Here is a 15799-nt window from a genome sequence, read left to right as displayed (position 1 = left end):
GAAGTTCTATCCTCAGCCCGGAATAATCGGCTCAGAAGATCAGGCTTTTGGCGAGCGAGGCGACGCGGCTGAAGCTGTCATAGACGCCCGGCTCAAAGAAGGCCGCACGCGCGAGCACGATCCCCGCGACCAGCGACCAGAACACCGTGGTGCCGGCCCGCAACAGGAGCTTTGACGCGCGCGATCGCGGCTGGGTGTCCGTTGCGGACACCAGCTGCTCGCCGAAGGGCTCAAATCCAGTGCGTTCCATGGCTACGCCGATCCATCAAATTCTGAATGGAATGTCGTCGTTTCGGCCCCAAACGGCAATGGAAGCGATTGGCGTTTTTGGCCCTCGATGGGGAAACTCCTTCCGTCTGGCGAACCCGAGGCAATAGTTTTCTTCTTTGGGCCGGTTTGGCGGTCCGGAACCCGGTTAAAGCGCCAGATAGCGGCGACGGATCGCGTCGTTGGCCTTCAGCTCGTCGATTCCGGCGGCATAGACGATCTGGCCCTTGTCGATGACAGTGGCGTGGCTCGCAAGCCCCAGGCAGAAATGCATGTTCTGCTCGGCGATCAGCACGGTCGATCCGAGCTGTCGGAGCTGCCGCAACAGCTCGCCGATCCGCTGCACGATGATCGGCGCGAGGCCCTCGCTCGGCTCATCGAGCAGCAACAGCGCCGGGTTGCCCATCAGCGTGCGCGCGATGGCGAGCATCTGTTGCTCCCCGCCCGAGAGACGTCCGGCGATGCGATGGCGCAGCGGCTCCAGCAGCGGGAAGACGTCGTAGATCCGCTTGATCGGCCACTCGTCCTGGCCTTCCGGCCCCTTCTTGCGACCGATGACGAGATTGTCCTCGACCGTGTGCTCCGGAAAGATCTGGCGATCCTCCGGCACGAAGCCGAGACCGGCGCGCGCGATATGGTGCGGCCTCTGGCCCGAGATCACCGCGCCGCGCAGGCTGATCCTGCCCCGCCGCGGCGGCGCCAGCCCCATGATCGCCTTCATGGTCGTCGATTTGCCCGCGCCATTGCGGCCCAAAAGCGCCATGGTCTCGCCCTGCCGCACCGAGAGGCCGACGCCGAACAGTATCTGGCTGGTGCCGTAGTAGACGTCGAGATCGGCGACTTCGATAATGGTCGCGCTCATGCGGCGGCCCCCGCATGTTCAGTGCCGAGATAGGCCTCGATCACGGCGCTGTTGCTTCGGATTTCGTCGGGCGTGCCGGTCGCGAGGATGCGGCCGTAGCAGAGCACGACGATCTTTGGGGCGATCTTGAACACGATGTCCATGTCGTGCTCGATGAAGACGACGGTGATTTTCTGCGTCTCCCAGAGCTCGCGCACCTTGTCGATCATGCGCCAGCGCTCTTCCGGGCCCATGCCGGCAGTCGGCTCGTCCAGCAGCAGAACCTTTGGTTCGAGCACCAGAGCGAGCGCAATGTCGAGCAGCTTCTGGTCGCCATGCGACAGCGTTGCGGCCGTGCGATTGCGCTTTCCCGCGAGGCCCAGCAGCTCCATCACGTGCTCGGCGCGGTCGCGCGTCTCGGGCAAGGGAAAGCGCTTGTGCAGCACCGCGGACGAGCGCTGGTCGGCGCTGACGGCGGCAAGCATGGTCTCCTGCACCGTCAGCGATTTGAAGATGCTCGCGACCTGGAAGGCGCGGCCGATGCCGTGCCGCACGATCTCCGGCGGCGAGCGGCCGGCGAGATCGATGCCGTCGAGCAGCACCTGGCCGGAATCCGGCCTCAAGGCGCCGGTGATCAGGTTGAAGAACGTGCTCTTGCCGGCGCCGTTCGGGCCGATCACCGCCGTGAGCGAACCGTCGGGGAAGTCGAGCGTGACGTCGTTGGTCGCCTTCACGCCGCCGAAGGATTTTGCGAGGTTGCGGATCTCGAGCATCGCTAGCGCCCCTCGCCTGCGTCACGCCGGTGCGCGAACCAGTCGGCAACGAAATCCAGCAGGCCTTTGCGCAGGCCCAGCGCGAAGAACAGGATGACCACGCCGAGCACGATGCCGTGGTATTCGGTGAAGCGCGTGACGGTGTCGTTGAGCAGAAGCAGCAGCACGGTGCCGACCATCGGCCCCAGGAAGGTCGAGACGCCGCCGAGCATGTTGATGAAGATGCCCTCGCCCGAGATCGTCCAATAGGCGAATTCCGGATAGGCACCGGAGACGAACAGCGCCATCACCATGCCCCCCATCGACGCAAACAATGCCGCCAGCACGAAGACTGTCAGCTTGGCCCGCCAGACGTCGATGCCGAGGAAGCTTGCGCGCGCGGCATTGTCGCGGATCATGCGCAACGTGTAACCGAACGGCGATTGCGCGATCTGGCGCATCGCGAGCAGGCCGAGGATGAGAAGCGCGCAGCTCGCGACATAGAGATGGATGTGGTTCGCAAGATTGATGCCGAGGAATGTGGGGCGCGGAATGCCGCCACGCAGGCCCTGGTCGCCGCCGGTGAAGGAGGCCCAGGACAGGATGGTCGAGTGGATCAGCATCTGAAACGCGAGCGTGACGAAGGCGAAATAGATATCCTTCAGCCGCACGCAGATCGCGCCGATGACGGCGGCGATTACCGCCGTGATCGCCAGCGTCGCGACGAAGGCCACGGGAATCGGCACGCCCAGCTTCTGCATGATCAGGCCAAAACTGTAGGCGCCAAGGCCGAAGAACATGCCGTGGCCGAACGAAGTCAGGCCGGTGTAGCCGACCAGCAGGTTCAGCGAGGTCGCGAACAGGCCGTAAGCCGAGCAGCGGATGACGAAATCGAGCAGCGCCTTGCTGCCGGTGAACAGCGGCAGGCTCGCCAGCACGGCAAAGGCGACGAGCGCAATCAGGACGTCGCGATAGCGTTGCAGCGCCACACCGCTACGCACCGGCGCCAGCGTCTCGGCGCGTCCGGCCTCGAGCTCGGTCATGCCGCCTCCTTGCCGAACAGGCCGGTGGGCTTGGAGACCAGCACGATCACCATGAACAGGTACATCAGGCCTTCCGTGAACAGGGGAAAGCCGAGCGAGCCGAAGGAGCGGATCAGACCGATTAGCAGCGCTCCGATCAGAGCGCCCAGGATCGAACCCATCCCCCCGATCACGGTGACGATGAAGGATTCGATCAGTACCGAAAATCCCATGCCGGGTGTGAGCGAACGCACGGGCGCCGCGAGCGCGCCGGCAAGGCCCGCCAGCATGCCGCCGAGCGCGAACACGCCCCCATAGATCAGACCGGTATTGATGCCGAGCGCCGAGACCATGCCGGGATTATGTGCCGCCGCCCGGATCACCTTGCCGATACGGCTGCGCGACAATCCGATGCCGAGCACGATCGCTGCGACGAGCGCGACGCCGATCAGCAGCAGGTAATAAGGCGGCACTACGCCGCCGGCGATGAACAGCGGCATCACCTGGAATGCCGCGGGCATGCCCATCGACCTGAATTCCGGCCCCCAGATGATGCGCACGACATCGTCGAAGATCAGCACGAAGGCGTAGCAGACGAGCAGCTGCATCAGCACGTCGGCGCCATAGACGCGGCTCATGAAGACGCGCTCGAAGATCATACCGAGAATCGCGGTCCCAGCCGCGCCCGCGAACATCGCCAGCGCGAAGCTCCCGGTGAGCTGATAGGCCGTCATCGCGAAATAGGCGCCGAACATGTAGAAGGCGCCGTGGCTGAAATTGACGACCTTGAGCACGCCGAAGATCAGCGTCAGCCCGACTGCGACCAGGAACAGGAGCATGCCGATGATGAGGCCGCTGGTGGTTTGCGTCACCAGGCAGGCGGAACTGGAGAGGCAGCCGGCGAGCGCGTCGAGATCCACGGGAGCACTTTCATTGCGACGCGCCGGACTTGGCGCGGAGAACCAAATAAAAACGGCGGAGACGGTCGCCCGTCTCCGCCGCGCGTCACATCAGGTGTAGCCCTTGCTCTTCTTCCACTCGGCCTCGAGCTCGAAGATGGTCTTCCAGTCGCCGGCCTTGACCTCGGGCACGTAGGGCTCCTGCGGGATCGTGGTGCCCCAGCCGATCGCGTAGCCGACCAGCGTGTGGTCGTCGCCGCGCATTGTCACGGTGCCGTCGGCGCCGAACGGGCACTTGATGGTGAGGCCCTTCAGCACCTCCGCGATCTTCTTGCCGTCGGTGGTGTTGGCCTTCTTCGCGGCCTCGGCGAGGAACATCACGGCCGTCGCGTTCTGCCACGACCAGTTGGTCGGATATTCGTTGTACTTCGCCTTGTAGGCATCGCCCCAGGCCGCGTTCTCCGGCGTGGTCGGGAAGGTCTTGATGTAGCGGTTGCCGGAGTGGATACCCTTGGGCAGGTTCTTCACCACGGTGAGCGCGGTGTAGTCGGCCATGTTGACCGCGAACACCTCCATCTGGCCGAACATCGCATAGATGTTGGCCTGGTCGATATAGGAGGTGAGATCGCCGCCCCACAGGCAGGAGTACAGCGCCTGCGGCTTGGCCTGGAGGATCTTGGTCACGACTTCGGTGTAGTCGGGCTGGAACAGCTTTGGCCAGGACTCGCTGATGATTTCGACGTCGGGCGCAAAGCGCTTCAGGTACAGCGTGAACTCGCCGGTGGTGTCGCGGCCATAGGCATAGTCCGGCGAGCAGGTCGCCCATTTCTTCAGGCCCTTGGCTTTCGCGATCGAGGCGGCATAGCTGCCGCCGACGATGGAATCGTGGATGCCCTGGCGCACGCAACGGAACGCGTTCGGGATGTGCTGCTTCGGATCGGCCGTGAGCGAGGACGCTTCCGAACAGGTGTGGACGCAGAGCACACCGAGATCGCGCGCCACTTCGTGAACCGCAAACGATCCGGACGACGCCTCGCCGTCGATCAGCCACTCGCAACCATCGGTGTTGACGAGCTCGCGCGCGACGCGGGCGGCTTCCTGCGGCTGGCCCTTGGAGTCACGGATCACCATCTCGATCTGGCGGCCGGCAAGTCCGCCGGCGGCGTTGACCTTGTCGACCTCGAGCATCACCGCATTGCGCGACGACGTGCCGAGCTGCGCAACGCGGCCCGACAGAATCGTCGGCATGCCGATCTTGATCGTCTTGGCTTGCGCGCGCGCCACCCACGGTGCGGCAACACTCATCGCACCGGCGCCCATCAGCGCCAGCGTTGAACGGCGGCTGATGCCCGGCATGCGGGTTCTCGTCATTTTCCCCTCCCTCTTTCGGGTCGGCGTTTCCTGGTCCCTTGCCGGAGATCGTCTCGTCTCCGTGTTCCCAACAATTTCAGAGGCAGGGGGGTGACGTCAAGCCAAAGATGAATTACGAGTCATAATTCATCAAAGGAGGAAACGAGGCCGGTAATCGGCCCAAAACCCGCAAAATGATCAATCTTTCGAGCTTCATCACCTTTCATGCCCGGCGCACGCCGGACCGGCCCGCGCTGAAATATCGCGGCGAGGAGATCTCCTACGCCGATTTCGATGCGCGCATCCGGCAAGCGGCCGGCTGGCTCGCCGCGCAGGGCATCGGCGCGGGCGACGTCGTGGCCGTGCTGATGAAGAACAGCGCGGCGTTCCTGGAGCTCGTCTTCGCCACCAGTCATCTCGGCGCGGTGTTCTTGCCGATCAATTTTCGACTGTCGCGCGACGAGGTCGGCTACATCGCGGGCAATGCCGGCGCGCGGTTGTTGATCGTCGATGAGGAACTCGCCGCGAATGCAGCGGGCGCGAAGGTTGTCGTGCTGAACGAAGTTGCGCAGCAAAGCATCACGCACCTCGCGGGCGAGGCCGTGCCCGCGCCGATGCACGTCCGCGCACCGTCCGACCTGATGCGGTTGATGTACACCTCGGGTACGACCGACCGCCCCAAAGGCGTGATGCTCACTTACGATAATTTTTACTGGAAGTCCGCCGACCAGACGATCGCGCTCGGCATCGGTGCCGAGACGCGACTGCTCGTTGTCGGCCCGCTCTATCACGTCGGCGCGCTCGACCTGCCCGGCATCGCCGTGCTCTGGCACGGCGGCTTCATCCGCATCGAGCGCAATTTCGAGCCGGAGACCGCGCTTGCGGCGATCGCGGAGGACAAGCTGAACGCGGCATGGTTCGCGCCTGTGATGACCACCGCGATGCTCACCTGCCCCACCCGCGATCGCTACGACGTCTCCAGCCTGAGATGGGCGATCGGCGGCGGCGAGAAGACGCCGGAGGTGCGCATCCGCGCGTTCTCGGAGTTCTTCCGCAATGCGCGCTACATCGATGCCTATGGCCTCACCGAGACCGTCGGCGGCGACACTTTCATGGAAGCCGGCCGCGAGATCGAGAAGATCGGCTCGACCGGCCGCGCCATCGCCCATGTCGAGATCGAGATCCGTGACGAGGACGGCAAGACGCTGCCGCCGAACGTCAATGGCGAGATCTGTCTGCGCGGACCGAAAATCACGCGCGGCTATTGGAAGGATCCGGAGAAGACGGCGGCGGCCTTCTTCGGCGACTGGTTCCGCAGCGGCGATGTCGGCTATCTCGACGAGGAAGGCTTCCTGTACCTGACCGACCGCAAGAAGGACATGATCATCTCGGGCGGCGAGAACATCGCTTCCTCCGAAGTCGAGCGCGTCATCTACGACTTGCCCGAGGTGCGCGAAGTCGCGGTGATCGGCCTGCGCGATGCGCGCTGGGGCGAGCGGCCGGTCGCGATCGTCGTGCTGGCCGAAGGCGCGAGCCTTGCGCTCCCTGCCCTCACCGAGCACTGCCGTACGCGCCTGGCGAGCTTCAAGGTACCGAAACAGCTCGTTATCCGCGACGGCCTGCCGCGCAACCCGAGCGGAAAAATCCTCAAGCGCGTGCTGCGCGCCGAGCTGGAGACCTCTGAATGACGCAAGCGAATGCCAAGGTCACAAAGCTTAACCGCGTCGAGCGCAACGCCTGGACCAAGCAGAAGATCTTTGACGCCGCGACCAAGGTCGTCGGCAAGCATGGCTATGCCGAAGCCTCCGTCGCCCGCATCACGGAAGAAGCCGGCGTCGCGCAAGGCACCTTCTATAATCATTTCGAGAACCGCCAGGAACTGCTCGACCAGTTGCTGCCGAAGATCGGCCTCGACATGGTCGAGTTCATCCGCGCACGCACCGGCACCGCCGATGCCGCGCGGCAGGAGATCGCCCGCTTCTCCGCCTTCTTCGACTTTATCCGTGAGGTGCCGGAGTTCCTGCGCATCCTCAACGAGGCCGAATTCTTCGCGCCCATCGGCTACCAGAAACATCTCGACAACATTTCGGTCGCCTATGTCCGCATTTTGCGCCGCGCACGAGCGGCAGGCGCGATCGAGGATTACAGCGACGAGGAATTCGAGGCCATCGTCCACATGCTGATGGGCGCGCGCGGCTATCTCAGCCGCCGCTACTCCTATTCGGCCGGCGGCGTCACCGCCGTCCCCGACCACGTCATCTCCGCCTATCGCAAGCTGATGACGCGCGGCCTCTTCAGTGCATCCGGAGATCAGGACACGCCATGAACATCGCATCTCCACAAAAGCCGCTCGATCTCGTCTCCGCGATCGCCGAAGGCGATATCCGCTGTTTGCTGATGGTGCTGGTGCACATGACCGGCGATGAGCGCTGGCTCGAGCCGCCGTACTTGCCCAAGCGCGACATCCGCCTCATTCCCGATCCAGAAGCCGGCGTGCCCCGGGAGGTCCAGGACGAAATCCGTGCCGCAGTGGTCAAGCTGTTTGCCGGCGGCACGCCAAAACCCGTCATCACCGATCCCGGCGAAGAGCTGCTGCTCAAGATGATGCGCGCCTGCCTCGGCGAGAACGTCGCACCGGAATATGCACCGCTGATGCGCGAGGAGATGGGATTTGTAGCGCGCGAGCCGCAATGGACGAAGCGCCCCTCCGCCGAGAAGCTTGCCGGCCAGCACGTGCTGATCGTCGGCGCCGGCGTCTGCGCCATCGCGCTCGGCGTCGCACTCGGCCATCTCGGCATCCCCTACACCATCGTCGAGAAGAACGCCGAGCTCGGGGGCACCTGGTGGATCAACCGCTATCCCGGCTGCGGCGTCGATACGCCGAACCATTCCTATTCCTACTCGTTCGGCTCGGGCAATGCATGGACGCGCTATTTCTGCCAGCGCGAGGAGCTGCTTGCCTATCTGCTGAAGGTCGCCGAGGAATACGGCATCCGCGAGCATCTGCGGGTCAATACCGAGCTGACAGCGTCGCGCTGGGACGAAGGCAAGCGACGCTGGATCTCAACGCTGAAGACGAAGAGCGGCGAAGAAACCTTTGAATCCACCGCGCTGGTCTCGGCCATCGGCCAGCTCAACGATCCCTCTCGCGCCCGCTTCAAGGGCGAGGAAGACTTCAAGGGCACGATCCTGCATTCGGCCCTGTGGTCGGACGACATCAATCTCGACGGCAAGCATGTCGCCGTGATCGGGACCGGCGCGACATCGATGCAGCTGGTGCCGTCGATCGCCGGCCGCGTCGCGTCCGTCACGGTCTATCAACGCAGCGCGCAATGGGCGCGGCCCGTTAAGGGCTATTCCGATCCGATCAGCGACGGCGCGCGCTGGCTGCTCGCGCATCTGCCGTTCTATGTGCAGTGGTACCGCTTCAACATGTTCTGGCGCTATGGCGACGGCCTGTTGCCGTTCCTGCGCAAGGACCCGGCCTGGCCGCATCCGGAGCGCGCCGTCAACAAGGGCAATGACCGGCATCGCCAGGAGCTGACCGATTTCATCCTCACCGAGCTGAAGGATCGGCCCGACCTGATCGCCAAATGCGTGCCGACCTATCCGCCCTATGGCAAGCGCATCCTGCTTGACAACAACTGGTTCAGGACGCTCACGCGGGACAATGTCGAGCTCGTCACCGACACGATCGATCATTTCGATCGCGACGGCATCGTCACCGCAGACGGCGAGCACCGCCCCGCCGACATCGTCGTGGTCGCCACCGGCTTCAAGGTCACGGAGATGGCGGCGCGCCTCAACATCAGCGGCCGCGGCGGCAAGGATCTGCGCGAGGCCTGGGCCAACGACAACCCGACGGCGTTCCTCGGCCTCACCGTCCCGGACTTTCCGAACTTCTTCTGCATGCTCGGTCCGAACTCCGGCCCCGCCCATGGCGGCAGCGTCATCTTCCAGTCGGAATGCCAGAGCCGCTATATCTCCGCCTGCCTCGCCGACATGATTGAGCACGACGTCGCCGCCATCGACGTCCGCAGGGAGGTGCTGGACGACTACGTCCAGAAGGTCGATGCCGAGCACGAGGCGATGATCTGGACCCATACCGGCATGAGCACCTATTATCGCAATTCGAGCGGCCGCGTGTTTTCGGCGATGCCCTGGCGGTTCGTGGACTACTGGCGCATGACGCATGATCCGGATCTGGGGCAGTACAGGTTGACGAAGGCGTAAACCTCACCTCGTCGTCATTGCGAGCGCAGCGAAGCAACCCAGAATCTTTCCGCGGAGATACTCTGGATTGCTTCGCTGCGCTCGCAATGACGGAATTCGCGGGTTAATCTCCCGCACAACCGGGAGCGCCGTACGCCGAGGGAAGCCGCCAATGCCCAAGCCGCTTGTCCGCGTCTACACCGACTACAAGAGCCCTTACGCGTTCGTGGCCAACAAGCGGCTATTTTCGCTCGAGGAGGCGCACGGCGTCGAGCTCGAATGGCTGCCCTATACGCTGCGCGTCGCCGAATTCATGGGGACGGTCGAGGAGCGCACGCCGCATTTCTGGCGCAAGGTGCGTTACGCCTATATGGACGCGCGGCGCTATGCCAATGCGCAAGGGCTCGTCATGAAGGGGCCGCGTCGGATCTACGACGCCTTCTATTCCAGCGTTGGAATGCTGTTCGCACAGCGGCACGGCTTCTTCCGCCCTTATCACGACACGGTGTTCCGCAAATTCTGGAGCCATGAGCTCGAGATCGACGATCTCGCCGCAATCACGGACGTCATCACCGCGTGCGGCGGCTCGGCGAGCGAGTTCGAAGCCTACGTCAACGGCCCTGCCCGCACCGAGCACGACCGCATCATCGACGAAGCCGAAGCACTCGGCGTGTTCGGCGTGCCGACCATGGTGTTCAACGGCGAGCTGTTCTGGGGCGGTGATCGCATCGACATGCTGATCGAACGGATCGAGCGTCCGGAAACGATCGAGGCCGCGCTCGACAGCCGCCACCGCAAATCAGTGTAGCCGTCAAGCGGCGAGGCCGCTCTCGACCGGAGCAAATTCCAGCCCGAGGCTCTCGGCAACCGCCTTGTTGGTTATGCGGCCACGATGCACGTTCAGTCCGTTGCGCAAATGCGGATTTTCCAGGACTGCAGCAAAGCCCTTGTTGGCGAGCATCAGGCCGAATGGCAGCGTTGCGTTGTTCAGCCCCTGGCTCGACGTCACCGGCACCGCGCCCGGCATGTTGGCGACGCAATAATGCACGATGCCGTCGACCTGATAGGTCGGATCGGCGTGCGTGGTCGGATGCGATGTCTCGAAGCAGCCGCCCTGGTCGATCGCGACGTCGACCAGCACGGCGCCCGGCCGCATCGACTTGAGCATCGCGCGCGTGACGAGCTTTGGAGCGCTGGCGCCCGGCACCAGCACCGCCCCGATCACGACGTCGGCGGCGAACACCTCGTCCTCGACCGCTTCGATGGTCGAGAAGCGGGTGCGCACGCGCCCGAGAAACACATCGTCCAGCTCGCGTAGACGGGGAATCGAGCGGTCGATCACAGTGACTTCCGCACCGAGGCCCGCCGCCATGCGCGCGGCCTGCGTTCCCACCACGCCGCCGCCGAGCACGACGACGCGCGCCGGCTGCACGCCGGGCACACCGCCGAGCAGCACCCCGCGGCCGCCGGCCGATCGCTTGAGCGCGGCGCCGGCGGCTTCGACGGCGAGGCGGCCGGCGACTTCGCTCATCGGCGCAAGCAGGGGGAGGTGACCGGCCGCGTCGGTGACGGTCTCATAGGCGACCGCAGTGCAACCGGAAGCGAGCAGACCCTTGGCCTGTTCGGGATCCGGCGCGAGATGGAGGTAGGTAAAGAGGATCTGGCTTTCGCGAAGCTGGGCCCATTCGCTTTTCTGTGGCTCCTTCACCTTCACGATCATGTCGGAGCTGGCGAAGATGTCGCGGGCGTTCTCCGCGATCGCGGCCCCTGCCCGCTGGTACACCTCGTCGGACGCGCCGATGCCGCTGCCGGCGCCGGTCTCGACCGTCACCTGGTGCCCGGCCGCGACATATTCGCGGACCGCGCCCGGGGTGAGCCCGACGCGATATTCCTGCACCTTGATCTCCTTGGGCACACCGACGCGCATTTTGGGCTCCTTCCAACGTCCTGATTCACCCCGCCATCGTAGCGATCGGGCCAGTTTGGTTTCGTGCAAATATCCGCTAGCTTCGACCTCCCCGCGCCGGTTTCCGGCGTGCAAACGCCCTTTCACGCTGGAAACGAAACCTTGGCCCTCGACCGGAAAGATCTCGCCATCCTCGCGGAACTCACCACCAATGCGCGGGCCAGCCACACCGAGCTCGCCACCAAGGTCGGGCTATCAAGCACGGCGCTGGCGCGGCGGCAGAAGGCGCTGGAGGACGACGGCTACATCCAGGCATACCAAGCCGCGCTTGATTTGGCGCAGTTCGGCCTCACCACGACCGTGCTGGTGCGCATTGCGCTGGAGAGCCAGAGCGACGAGGCGCTGAAGGCGTTCGAGGCCGAGGTGGTGAAATGTCCGTCCGTCGTGCGCTGCTTCCTGATGTCGGGCACCGACGACTACATCCTGATCGTGCTCGCCCGCGACATCCAGGATTTCGAGCGCATCCACCGTACCGAGTTGTCGCGCCTGCCGCGCGTGGCGCGGGTCCAATCGAGCTTCGCGCTGCGCGAGATCGTCAACCGCGCGGTGCCGACGGTGGTCTTCGGCGAAGCCAAGCGCTGACACTGTGTCGCGGGCGCCATAATTCCCGGCAGGGAACCAAGCGGCCGATTGTAAGTTGGAGGCCATTGGCAAGCGGAGGCAACGGTGCCTCCGCGTCAGCTCGGCTGACGTCTCGGCTCAGTCGCCGTCGCAGGGAGCAGGACATGAGCGATGTCACGCACGAGATTCCCGAACGCATTCCAGTTCATATCGTCGTCAATGGCGTCGGCCACACGCTCGATCTCGTGCCCTGGACCACGCTTCTGGATGCCCTGCGTGACCATCTTGCGCTGACCGGCACCAAGAAAGGCTGCGATCACGGCCAGTGCGGCGCCTGCACCGTGCTGATCGACGGACGGCGCGTCAATTCCTGCCTGACGCTCGCCGTCATGAAGGACGGCGCCGAGATCACGACGATCGAAGGGCTTGCCAAGGACGGAACGCTTCATCCCGTGCAACAGGCGTTCATCGACCACGACGCCTTTCAGTGCGGCTATTGCACGCCGGGACAGATTTGCTCGGCGGCGGGCCTTTTGGCCGAAGGCCGCGCCCGGGATGCCGACGAGATCAGAGAGCTGATGAGCGGAAATCTCTGCCGCTGCGGCGCCTATCCGAACATCGTCGCCGCGATCCAGCAGGCAATGGGCCGGCCATGAACAACTTCCAATATTCCCGCGCCACCGACGTCGCCGATGCGATCCGCCTGCTGGCCGCCGATCCCGACGCCAAGCTGATTGCCGGCGGGACCAATCTGATCGACCTGATGAAGGAAAATGTCGAGCGGCCCTCCCGGCTGATCGACATCTCCCGCCTGCCGCTCCGCGACATCGAGGAGACGTCCGACGGAGGGCTGCGCATCGGCGCCTTGGTACCGAATTCGGACCTCGCCTACCATCCGCTTGTCGAGCAGCGCTACCCCCTGCTCGCCGGCGCCATCCTCGCCGGCGCTTCCGCGCAATTGCGCAATATGGCCTCCGTTGGCGGCAACCTGATGCAGCGCACGCGCTGCGCCTACTTTTATGACACGGCGACGCCCTGCAACAAGCGAGAGCCCGGCAGCGGCTGCTCGGCAATCGACGGCCTCAACCGCAACCACGCAATCCTCGGCACGAGCGCGTCCTGCATCGCGACCAACCCGTCCGACATGAGCGTCGCACTTGCCGCGCTCGGTGCGCTCGTGCACGTCGCAGGTCCCTCCGGCCAGCGCACGATCGCATTGGCCGATTTCCATCGACTCCCGGAGGACAAACCTCATGTCGATACAAATCTCGGCATCGGCGAGATCATCGCGGCCGTCGAACTTCCCAAGCATGGCTTTGCCCGTAACTACAGCTATCTGAAAATCCGCGACCGGCTGTCCTATGCTTTTGCTTTGGTCTCGGTCGCGGCCGCGCTCGAACTGGATGGCAACGCGATCAGCGAAGCCCGCCTGGCGCTCGGCGGCGTGGCTCACAAGCCCTGGCGCAGCCTTGAGGCCGAAGCGGCGTTGCGCGGCCAGGCAGCGACGCCGGACCACTTCTCGCGCGCGGCCGATCTGCTGCTGCACGGGGCAACGGCGCGCGCACATAACCGCTTCAAGATCGAGCTCGCACGCCGCACCATCGTGCGTACGCTGATACAGGCCGCGATCGCCACGCCACAATCACAGGCTCACAAGAAAATCGCGTGAGGGACCGATGAACGCCTATGTCGGAACGCCAACGTCCCGCGTCGATGGCCGCGCCAAGGTCACCGGAGCCGCCAAATATGCCGGCGAATTCCCGGCAGACGGCCTCCTCCATGGCTTCGTCGTCGAGGCCACGATTCCGCGCGGACGTATCGCTCGCCTCGACGCCAGCGACGCGCTGCAAGTGAAGGGCGTGGTCGACGTGCTTACGCATGCGCATCGTCCGCCCCTCGCCGACAATGACGATGCCTGGAAGGACGAGGTGGCGCCGGAGAAGGGCTCGCCTTTCCGCCCGCTCTATGACGACAGGATCTGGTTCAACGGCCAGCCGATCGCGCTCGTCGTGGCGGATGACTGGGAAACCGCCAAATTCGCCGCGACCCGCGTGCGCGTTGAATACGACCGGGAGGCATTTGCGACCGACCTCGAATCCGAACATGGCAAAGCCGGCAAAGTGGATCGGCCGCACAAGCCGCGCGGCAACGCCGCCGCAGCGCTGGCTGGGGCCGCTGTGCGGCACCAGGCGGATTACGTCCTGCCGACCGAGCACCACAACCCGATGGAGCTCTATGCGACCACGGTGGTCCGCGACGGCAGCGGCAGGCTTACCGTCTATGACAAGACGCAAGGTGTCCAGAACGTCCACAAATATCTATGCAGTGTGTTCAACAAGAAGCACGATGACCTCCGCGTGGTCTCGCCCTATGTCGGCGGTGCCTTCGGCTCCGGATTGCGGCCGCAATACCAGGTGGTGCTGGCGACGCTTGCCGCGCTCGAACTCAAGCGATCCGTTCGTGTCGTCCTGACACGGCAGCAGATGTACGGGCTCGGCTATCGGCCGATGACCATCGAGCGCGTCGCGCTCGGCGCAAGGCCCGACGGCACGCTCGATGCCGTCGCGCACGAAGCCACTGCTATGACCTCGCGCTACGAGGATTTTTCGCGCAATGACAGCGGCTGGGCGGAACAGCTGTACAAGAGCCCGAACAGCCTCTTCTCCCACAAGCTCGTCGATCTCGACGTCTCCACACCCTGCGACATGCGCGCGCCCGGCGCCGCCTCCGGCGTCTGCGCGCTCGAATGCGCCATGGACGAGCTGGCCGTCGCGCTCAAGCTCGACCCGATCGAGCTGCGATTGAAGTGCTATTCGGACCGCGACCAGAGTGAAGACCTGCCCTACACCAGCAAGCAGCTGCGCGAATGCTACGCCCGCGGCGCGGAAGCGTTCGGCTGGAGCCGGCGCAATCCTGCTCCGCGCTCCATGCGTGATGGCAAGGACCTGGTCGGTTGGGGCATGGCGACGGGGGTATGGGAGGCGCTTCAGATGCCGGTCGCCGTCCGCATCGTGTTGACGTCGAACGGCCATGCCGAGGTATCCTGCGCCGCGTCCGATATCGGCACCGGCACCTACACCATCGTGGCCCAGGTGGCCGCCGACGCCCTCGGGCTGCCGATCGAGAATATCGACGTGAGGCTTGCCGATTCGACCTTGCCGCAGGCCCCCGTCGAAGGCGGTTCCTGGATGGCGGCGTCGGCCGCGCACGCCGTGCTGGGCGCGGCCGAAGACATTCGCCAGGAGCTCGCACGGCTCGCCAAGGCGATGCCCGCCTCGCCCCTCGGCGGCGTCGATGCGCCCGATGTGATCCTGGTCGACGGCACGATCGCCAAGGCCGGCGACAAGGCCCGTGCCGTCTCGATCGCGGACGCGATGCGTCACGGCAAGCTCGAGCGGATCGAGAAGCAGAAGCTCAATCATTTCGCGGAGGACAAGTCGCACGCGCGCAACACCCATTCGGCGGTCTTCGCCGAGGTCAAGGTCGACGAAGACCTGGGCGTCATCCGCGTCACGCGCGTCGTGAGCGCGGTCGCAGCCGGACGGATCCTCAATACCAAGACCGGCCGCAGCCAGATCATGGGCGGCGTGGTCTGGGGCATCGGAATGGCGCTGCACGAGGAGACGGTGATGGATCACCGCTTCGGCAGGATCATGAACGCGAACATCGCCGAGTACCACATTCCCGTGAATGCCGACGTTCACGACATCGACGTCATCTTCGTCGACGAACCCGACGACCGGATCAACAAGCTGGGCGTCAAGGGCATTGGCGAAATCGGCATCGTCGGCGTACCTGCGGCGATCGCGAACGCAGTCTATCACGCCACCGGCAAGCGCATCCGGCGCTTCCCGATCACGCTGGACAAGTTGCTGGATTGATCGCCCGTCACACGATCCCCGCTGGATCGGGCGATTGTCATAGAACTG

General features: G+C 64.6%; 15 protein-coding genes. 8 read left to right on the top strand and 7 right to left on the bottom strand.

Annotated elements, in window-relative coordinates:
• Positions 1 to 31: 31 nt before the first annotated feature.
• From AB7535_RS06975 to AB7535_RS06950, 6 genes are all read right to left on the bottom strand, one after another.
• The gene (locus tag AB7535_RS06975; RefSeq protein ID WP_063984492.1) at positions 32 to 250 is read right to left on the bottom strand and encodes a hypothetical protein; all 219 of its coding nucleotides are present in this window, start codon (positions 248 to 250) and stop codon (positions 32 to 34) included.
• A 165-nt stretch (positions 251 to 415) separates the two neighbouring features.
• Positions 416 to 1129 (bottom strand): ABC transporter ATP-binding protein, encoded by a 714-nt coding sequence (locus tag AB7535_RS06970; protein ID WP_085400670.1) that lies wholly within the window; start codon positions 1127 to 1129, stop codon positions 416 to 418.
• Complete coding sequence (locus AB7535_RS06965; RefSeq protein ID WP_085400669.1) at positions 1126 to 1881, bottom strand: ABC transporter ATP-binding protein; 756 nt, start codon at positions 1879 to 1881, stop codon at positions 1126 to 1128. Before AB7535_RS06965 ends, AB7535_RS06970 begins: the two co-directional genes overlap by 4 nt.
• A 2-nt stretch (positions 1882 to 1883) precedes the next feature.
• Positions 1884 to 2903, bottom strand: coding sequence for a branched-chain amino acid ABC transporter permease (locus AB7535_RS06960; RefSeq protein ID WP_085400667.1), 1020 nt, complete (start codon positions 2901 to 2903; stop codon positions 1884 to 1886).
• Positions 2900 to 3802 carry a branched-chain amino acid ABC transporter permease gene (locus tag AB7535_RS06955; RefSeq protein WP_085400665.1) on the bottom strand — a complete coding sequence of 301 codons (903 nt, stop codon included), beginning with the start codon at positions 3800 to 3802 and terminating at the stop codon, positions 2900 to 2902. The genes AB7535_RS06960 and AB7535_RS06955 overlap by 4 nt, the downstream gene beginning before the upstream one ends.
• A 90-nt stretch (positions 3803 to 3892) precedes the next feature.
• Positions 3893 to 5152, bottom strand: coding sequence for an ABC transporter substrate-binding protein (locus AB7535_RS06950; protein ID WP_085400663.1), 1260 nt, complete (start codon positions 5150 to 5152; stop codon positions 3893 to 3895).
• 173 nt (positions 5153 to 5325) lie between these two features.
• Between AB7535_RS06950 and AB7535_RS06945 the strand changes: the two genes are divergently transcribed.
• From AB7535_RS06945 to AB7535_RS06930, 4 genes are all read left to right on the top strand, one after another.
• On the top strand, positions 5326 to 6819 hold the full coding sequence (locus AB7535_RS06945; RefSeq protein ID WP_085400661.1) for an AMP-binding protein: 1494 nt from the start codon (positions 5326 to 5328) through the stop codon (positions 6817 to 6819).
• Entirely contained in the window at positions 6816 to 7457 is a 642-nt protein-coding gene (locus tag AB7535_RS06940) for a TetR/AcrR family transcriptional regulator (protein ID WP_071915527.1), read from the top strand. The genes AB7535_RS06945 and AB7535_RS06940 overlap by 4 nt, the downstream gene beginning before the upstream one ends.
• A complete protein-coding gene (locus tag AB7535_RS06935; RefSeq protein WP_085400659.1) occupies positions 7454 to 9364 on the top strand; it encodes a flavin-containing monooxygenase in 1911 nt (636 codons plus the stop codon). The genes AB7535_RS06940 and AB7535_RS06935 overlap by 4 nt, the downstream gene beginning before the upstream one ends.
• Before the next feature lie 151 nt (positions 9365 to 9515).
• The gene (locus AB7535_RS06930; RefSeq protein WP_085400657.1) at positions 9516 to 10151 is read left to right on the top strand and encodes a 2-hydroxychromene-2-carboxylate isomerase; all 636 of its coding nucleotides are present in this window, start codon (positions 9516 to 9518) and stop codon (positions 10149 to 10151) included.
• Positions 10152 to 10154: 3 nt separating this feature from the next.
• Here the strand turns inward: AB7535_RS06930 and ald are convergent, their stop codons facing one another.
• Positions 10155 to 11270, bottom strand: a complete 1116-nt coding sequence (gene ald / locus AB7535_RS06925) for an alanine dehydrogenase (protein ID WP_085400655.1) — start codon at positions 11268 to 11270, stop codon at positions 10155 to 10157.
• 141 nt (positions 11271 to 11411) lie between these two features.
• Here ald and AB7535_RS06920 point away from each other — a divergent pair, with 141 nt between their 5' ends.
• The 4 genes from AB7535_RS06920 (at position 11412) to AB7535_RS06905 (ending at position 15751) form a co-directional block, all read left to right on the top strand.
• Positions 11412 to 11891, top strand: a complete 480-nt coding sequence (locus AB7535_RS06920) for an Lrp/AsnC family transcriptional regulator (RefSeq protein WP_028150288.1) — start codon at positions 11412 to 11414, stop codon at positions 11889 to 11891.
• Between the two features lie 143 nt (positions 11892 to 12034).
• Positions 12035 to 12526: a (2Fe-2S)-binding protein gene (locus AB7535_RS06915; protein WP_085400654.1), complete on the top strand. Its 492-nt coding sequence runs from the start codon at positions 12035 to 12037 to the stop codon at positions 12524 to 12526.
• Positions 12523 to 13539, top strand: a complete 1017-nt coding sequence (locus AB7535_RS06910; RefSeq protein WP_085400652.1) for an FAD binding domain-containing protein — start codon at positions 12523 to 12525, stop codon at positions 13537 to 13539. The genes AB7535_RS06915 and AB7535_RS06910 overlap by 4 nt, the downstream gene beginning before the upstream one ends.
• Before the next feature lie 7 nt (positions 13540 to 13546).
• On the top strand, positions 13547 to 15751 hold the full coding sequence (locus tag AB7535_RS06905) for a xanthine dehydrogenase family protein molybdopterin-binding subunit (RefSeq protein WP_085400651.1): 2205 nt from the start codon (positions 13547 to 13549) through the stop codon (positions 15749 to 15751).
• Positions 15752 to 15799: the final 48 nt, after the last annotated feature.

Source organism: Bradyrhizobium sp. 956_D2_N1_4, assembly GCF_052076025.1.
Taxonomy (GTDB): domain Bacteria; phylum Pseudomonadota; class Alphaproteobacteria; order Rhizobiales; family Xanthobacteraceae; genus Bradyrhizobium; species Bradyrhizobium barranii.
Note: the sequence above shows the minus strand (reverse complement) of the source record. Positions and strands in the feature narration are given on the sequence as shown.

What these genes read in the sequence shown, in the direction of transcription:
- AB7535_RS06945 (WP_085400661.1), top strand. Translation starts at nt 5,326, where the DNA reads ATGATCAATCTTTCGAGCTTCATCACCTTTCATGCCCGGCGCACGCCG.
- AB7535_RS06975 (WP_063984492.1), bottom strand. Translation starts at nt 250, where the DNA reads ATGGAACGCACTGGATTTGAGCCCTTCGGCGAGCAGCTGGTGTCCGCA.
- AB7535_RS06930 (WP_085400657.1), top strand. Translation starts at nt 9,516, where the DNA reads ATGCCCAAGCCGCTTGTCCGCGTCTACACCGACTACAAGAGCCCTTAC.
- AB7535_RS06935 (WP_085400659.1), top strand. Translation starts at nt 7,454, where the DNA reads ATGAACATCGCATCTCCACAAAAGCCGCTCGATCTCGTCTCCGCGATC.
- AB7535_RS06905 (WP_085400651.1), top strand. Translation starts at nt 13,547, where the DNA reads ATGAACGCCTATGTCGGAACGCCAACGTCCCGCGTCGATGGCCGCGCC.
- AB7535_RS06960 (WP_085400667.1), bottom strand. Translation starts at nt 2,903, where the DNA reads ATGACCGAGCTCGAGGCCGGACGCGCCGAGACGCTGGCGCCGGTGCGT.
- AB7535_RS06970 (WP_085400670.1), bottom strand. Translation starts at nt 1,129, where the DNA reads ATGAGCGCGACCATTATCGAAGTCGCCGATCTCGACGTCTACTACGGC.
- AB7535_RS06950 (WP_085400663.1), bottom strand. Translation starts at nt 5,152, where the DNA reads ATGACGAGAACCCGCATGCCGGGCATCAGCCGCCGTTCAACGCTGGCG.
- ald (WP_085400655.1), bottom strand. Translation starts at nt 11,270, where the DNA reads ATGCGCGTCGGTGTGCCCAAGGAGATCAAGGTGCAGGAATATCGCGTC.
- AB7535_RS06910 (WP_085400652.1), top strand. Translation starts at nt 12,523, where the DNA reads ATGAACAACTTCCAATATTCCCGCGCCACCGACGTCGCCGATGCGATC.
- AB7535_RS06940 (WP_071915527.1), top strand. Translation starts at nt 6,816, where the DNA reads ATGACGCAAGCGAATGCCAAGGTCACAAAGCTTAACCGCGTCGAGCGC.
- AB7535_RS06915 (WP_085400654.1), top strand. Translation starts at nt 12,035, where the DNA reads ATGAGCGATGTCACGCACGAGATTCCCGAACGCATTCCAGTTCATATC.
- AB7535_RS06965 (WP_085400669.1), bottom strand. Translation starts at nt 1,881, where the DNA reads ATGCTCGAGATCCGCAACCTCGCAAAATCCTTCGGCGGCGTGAAGGCG.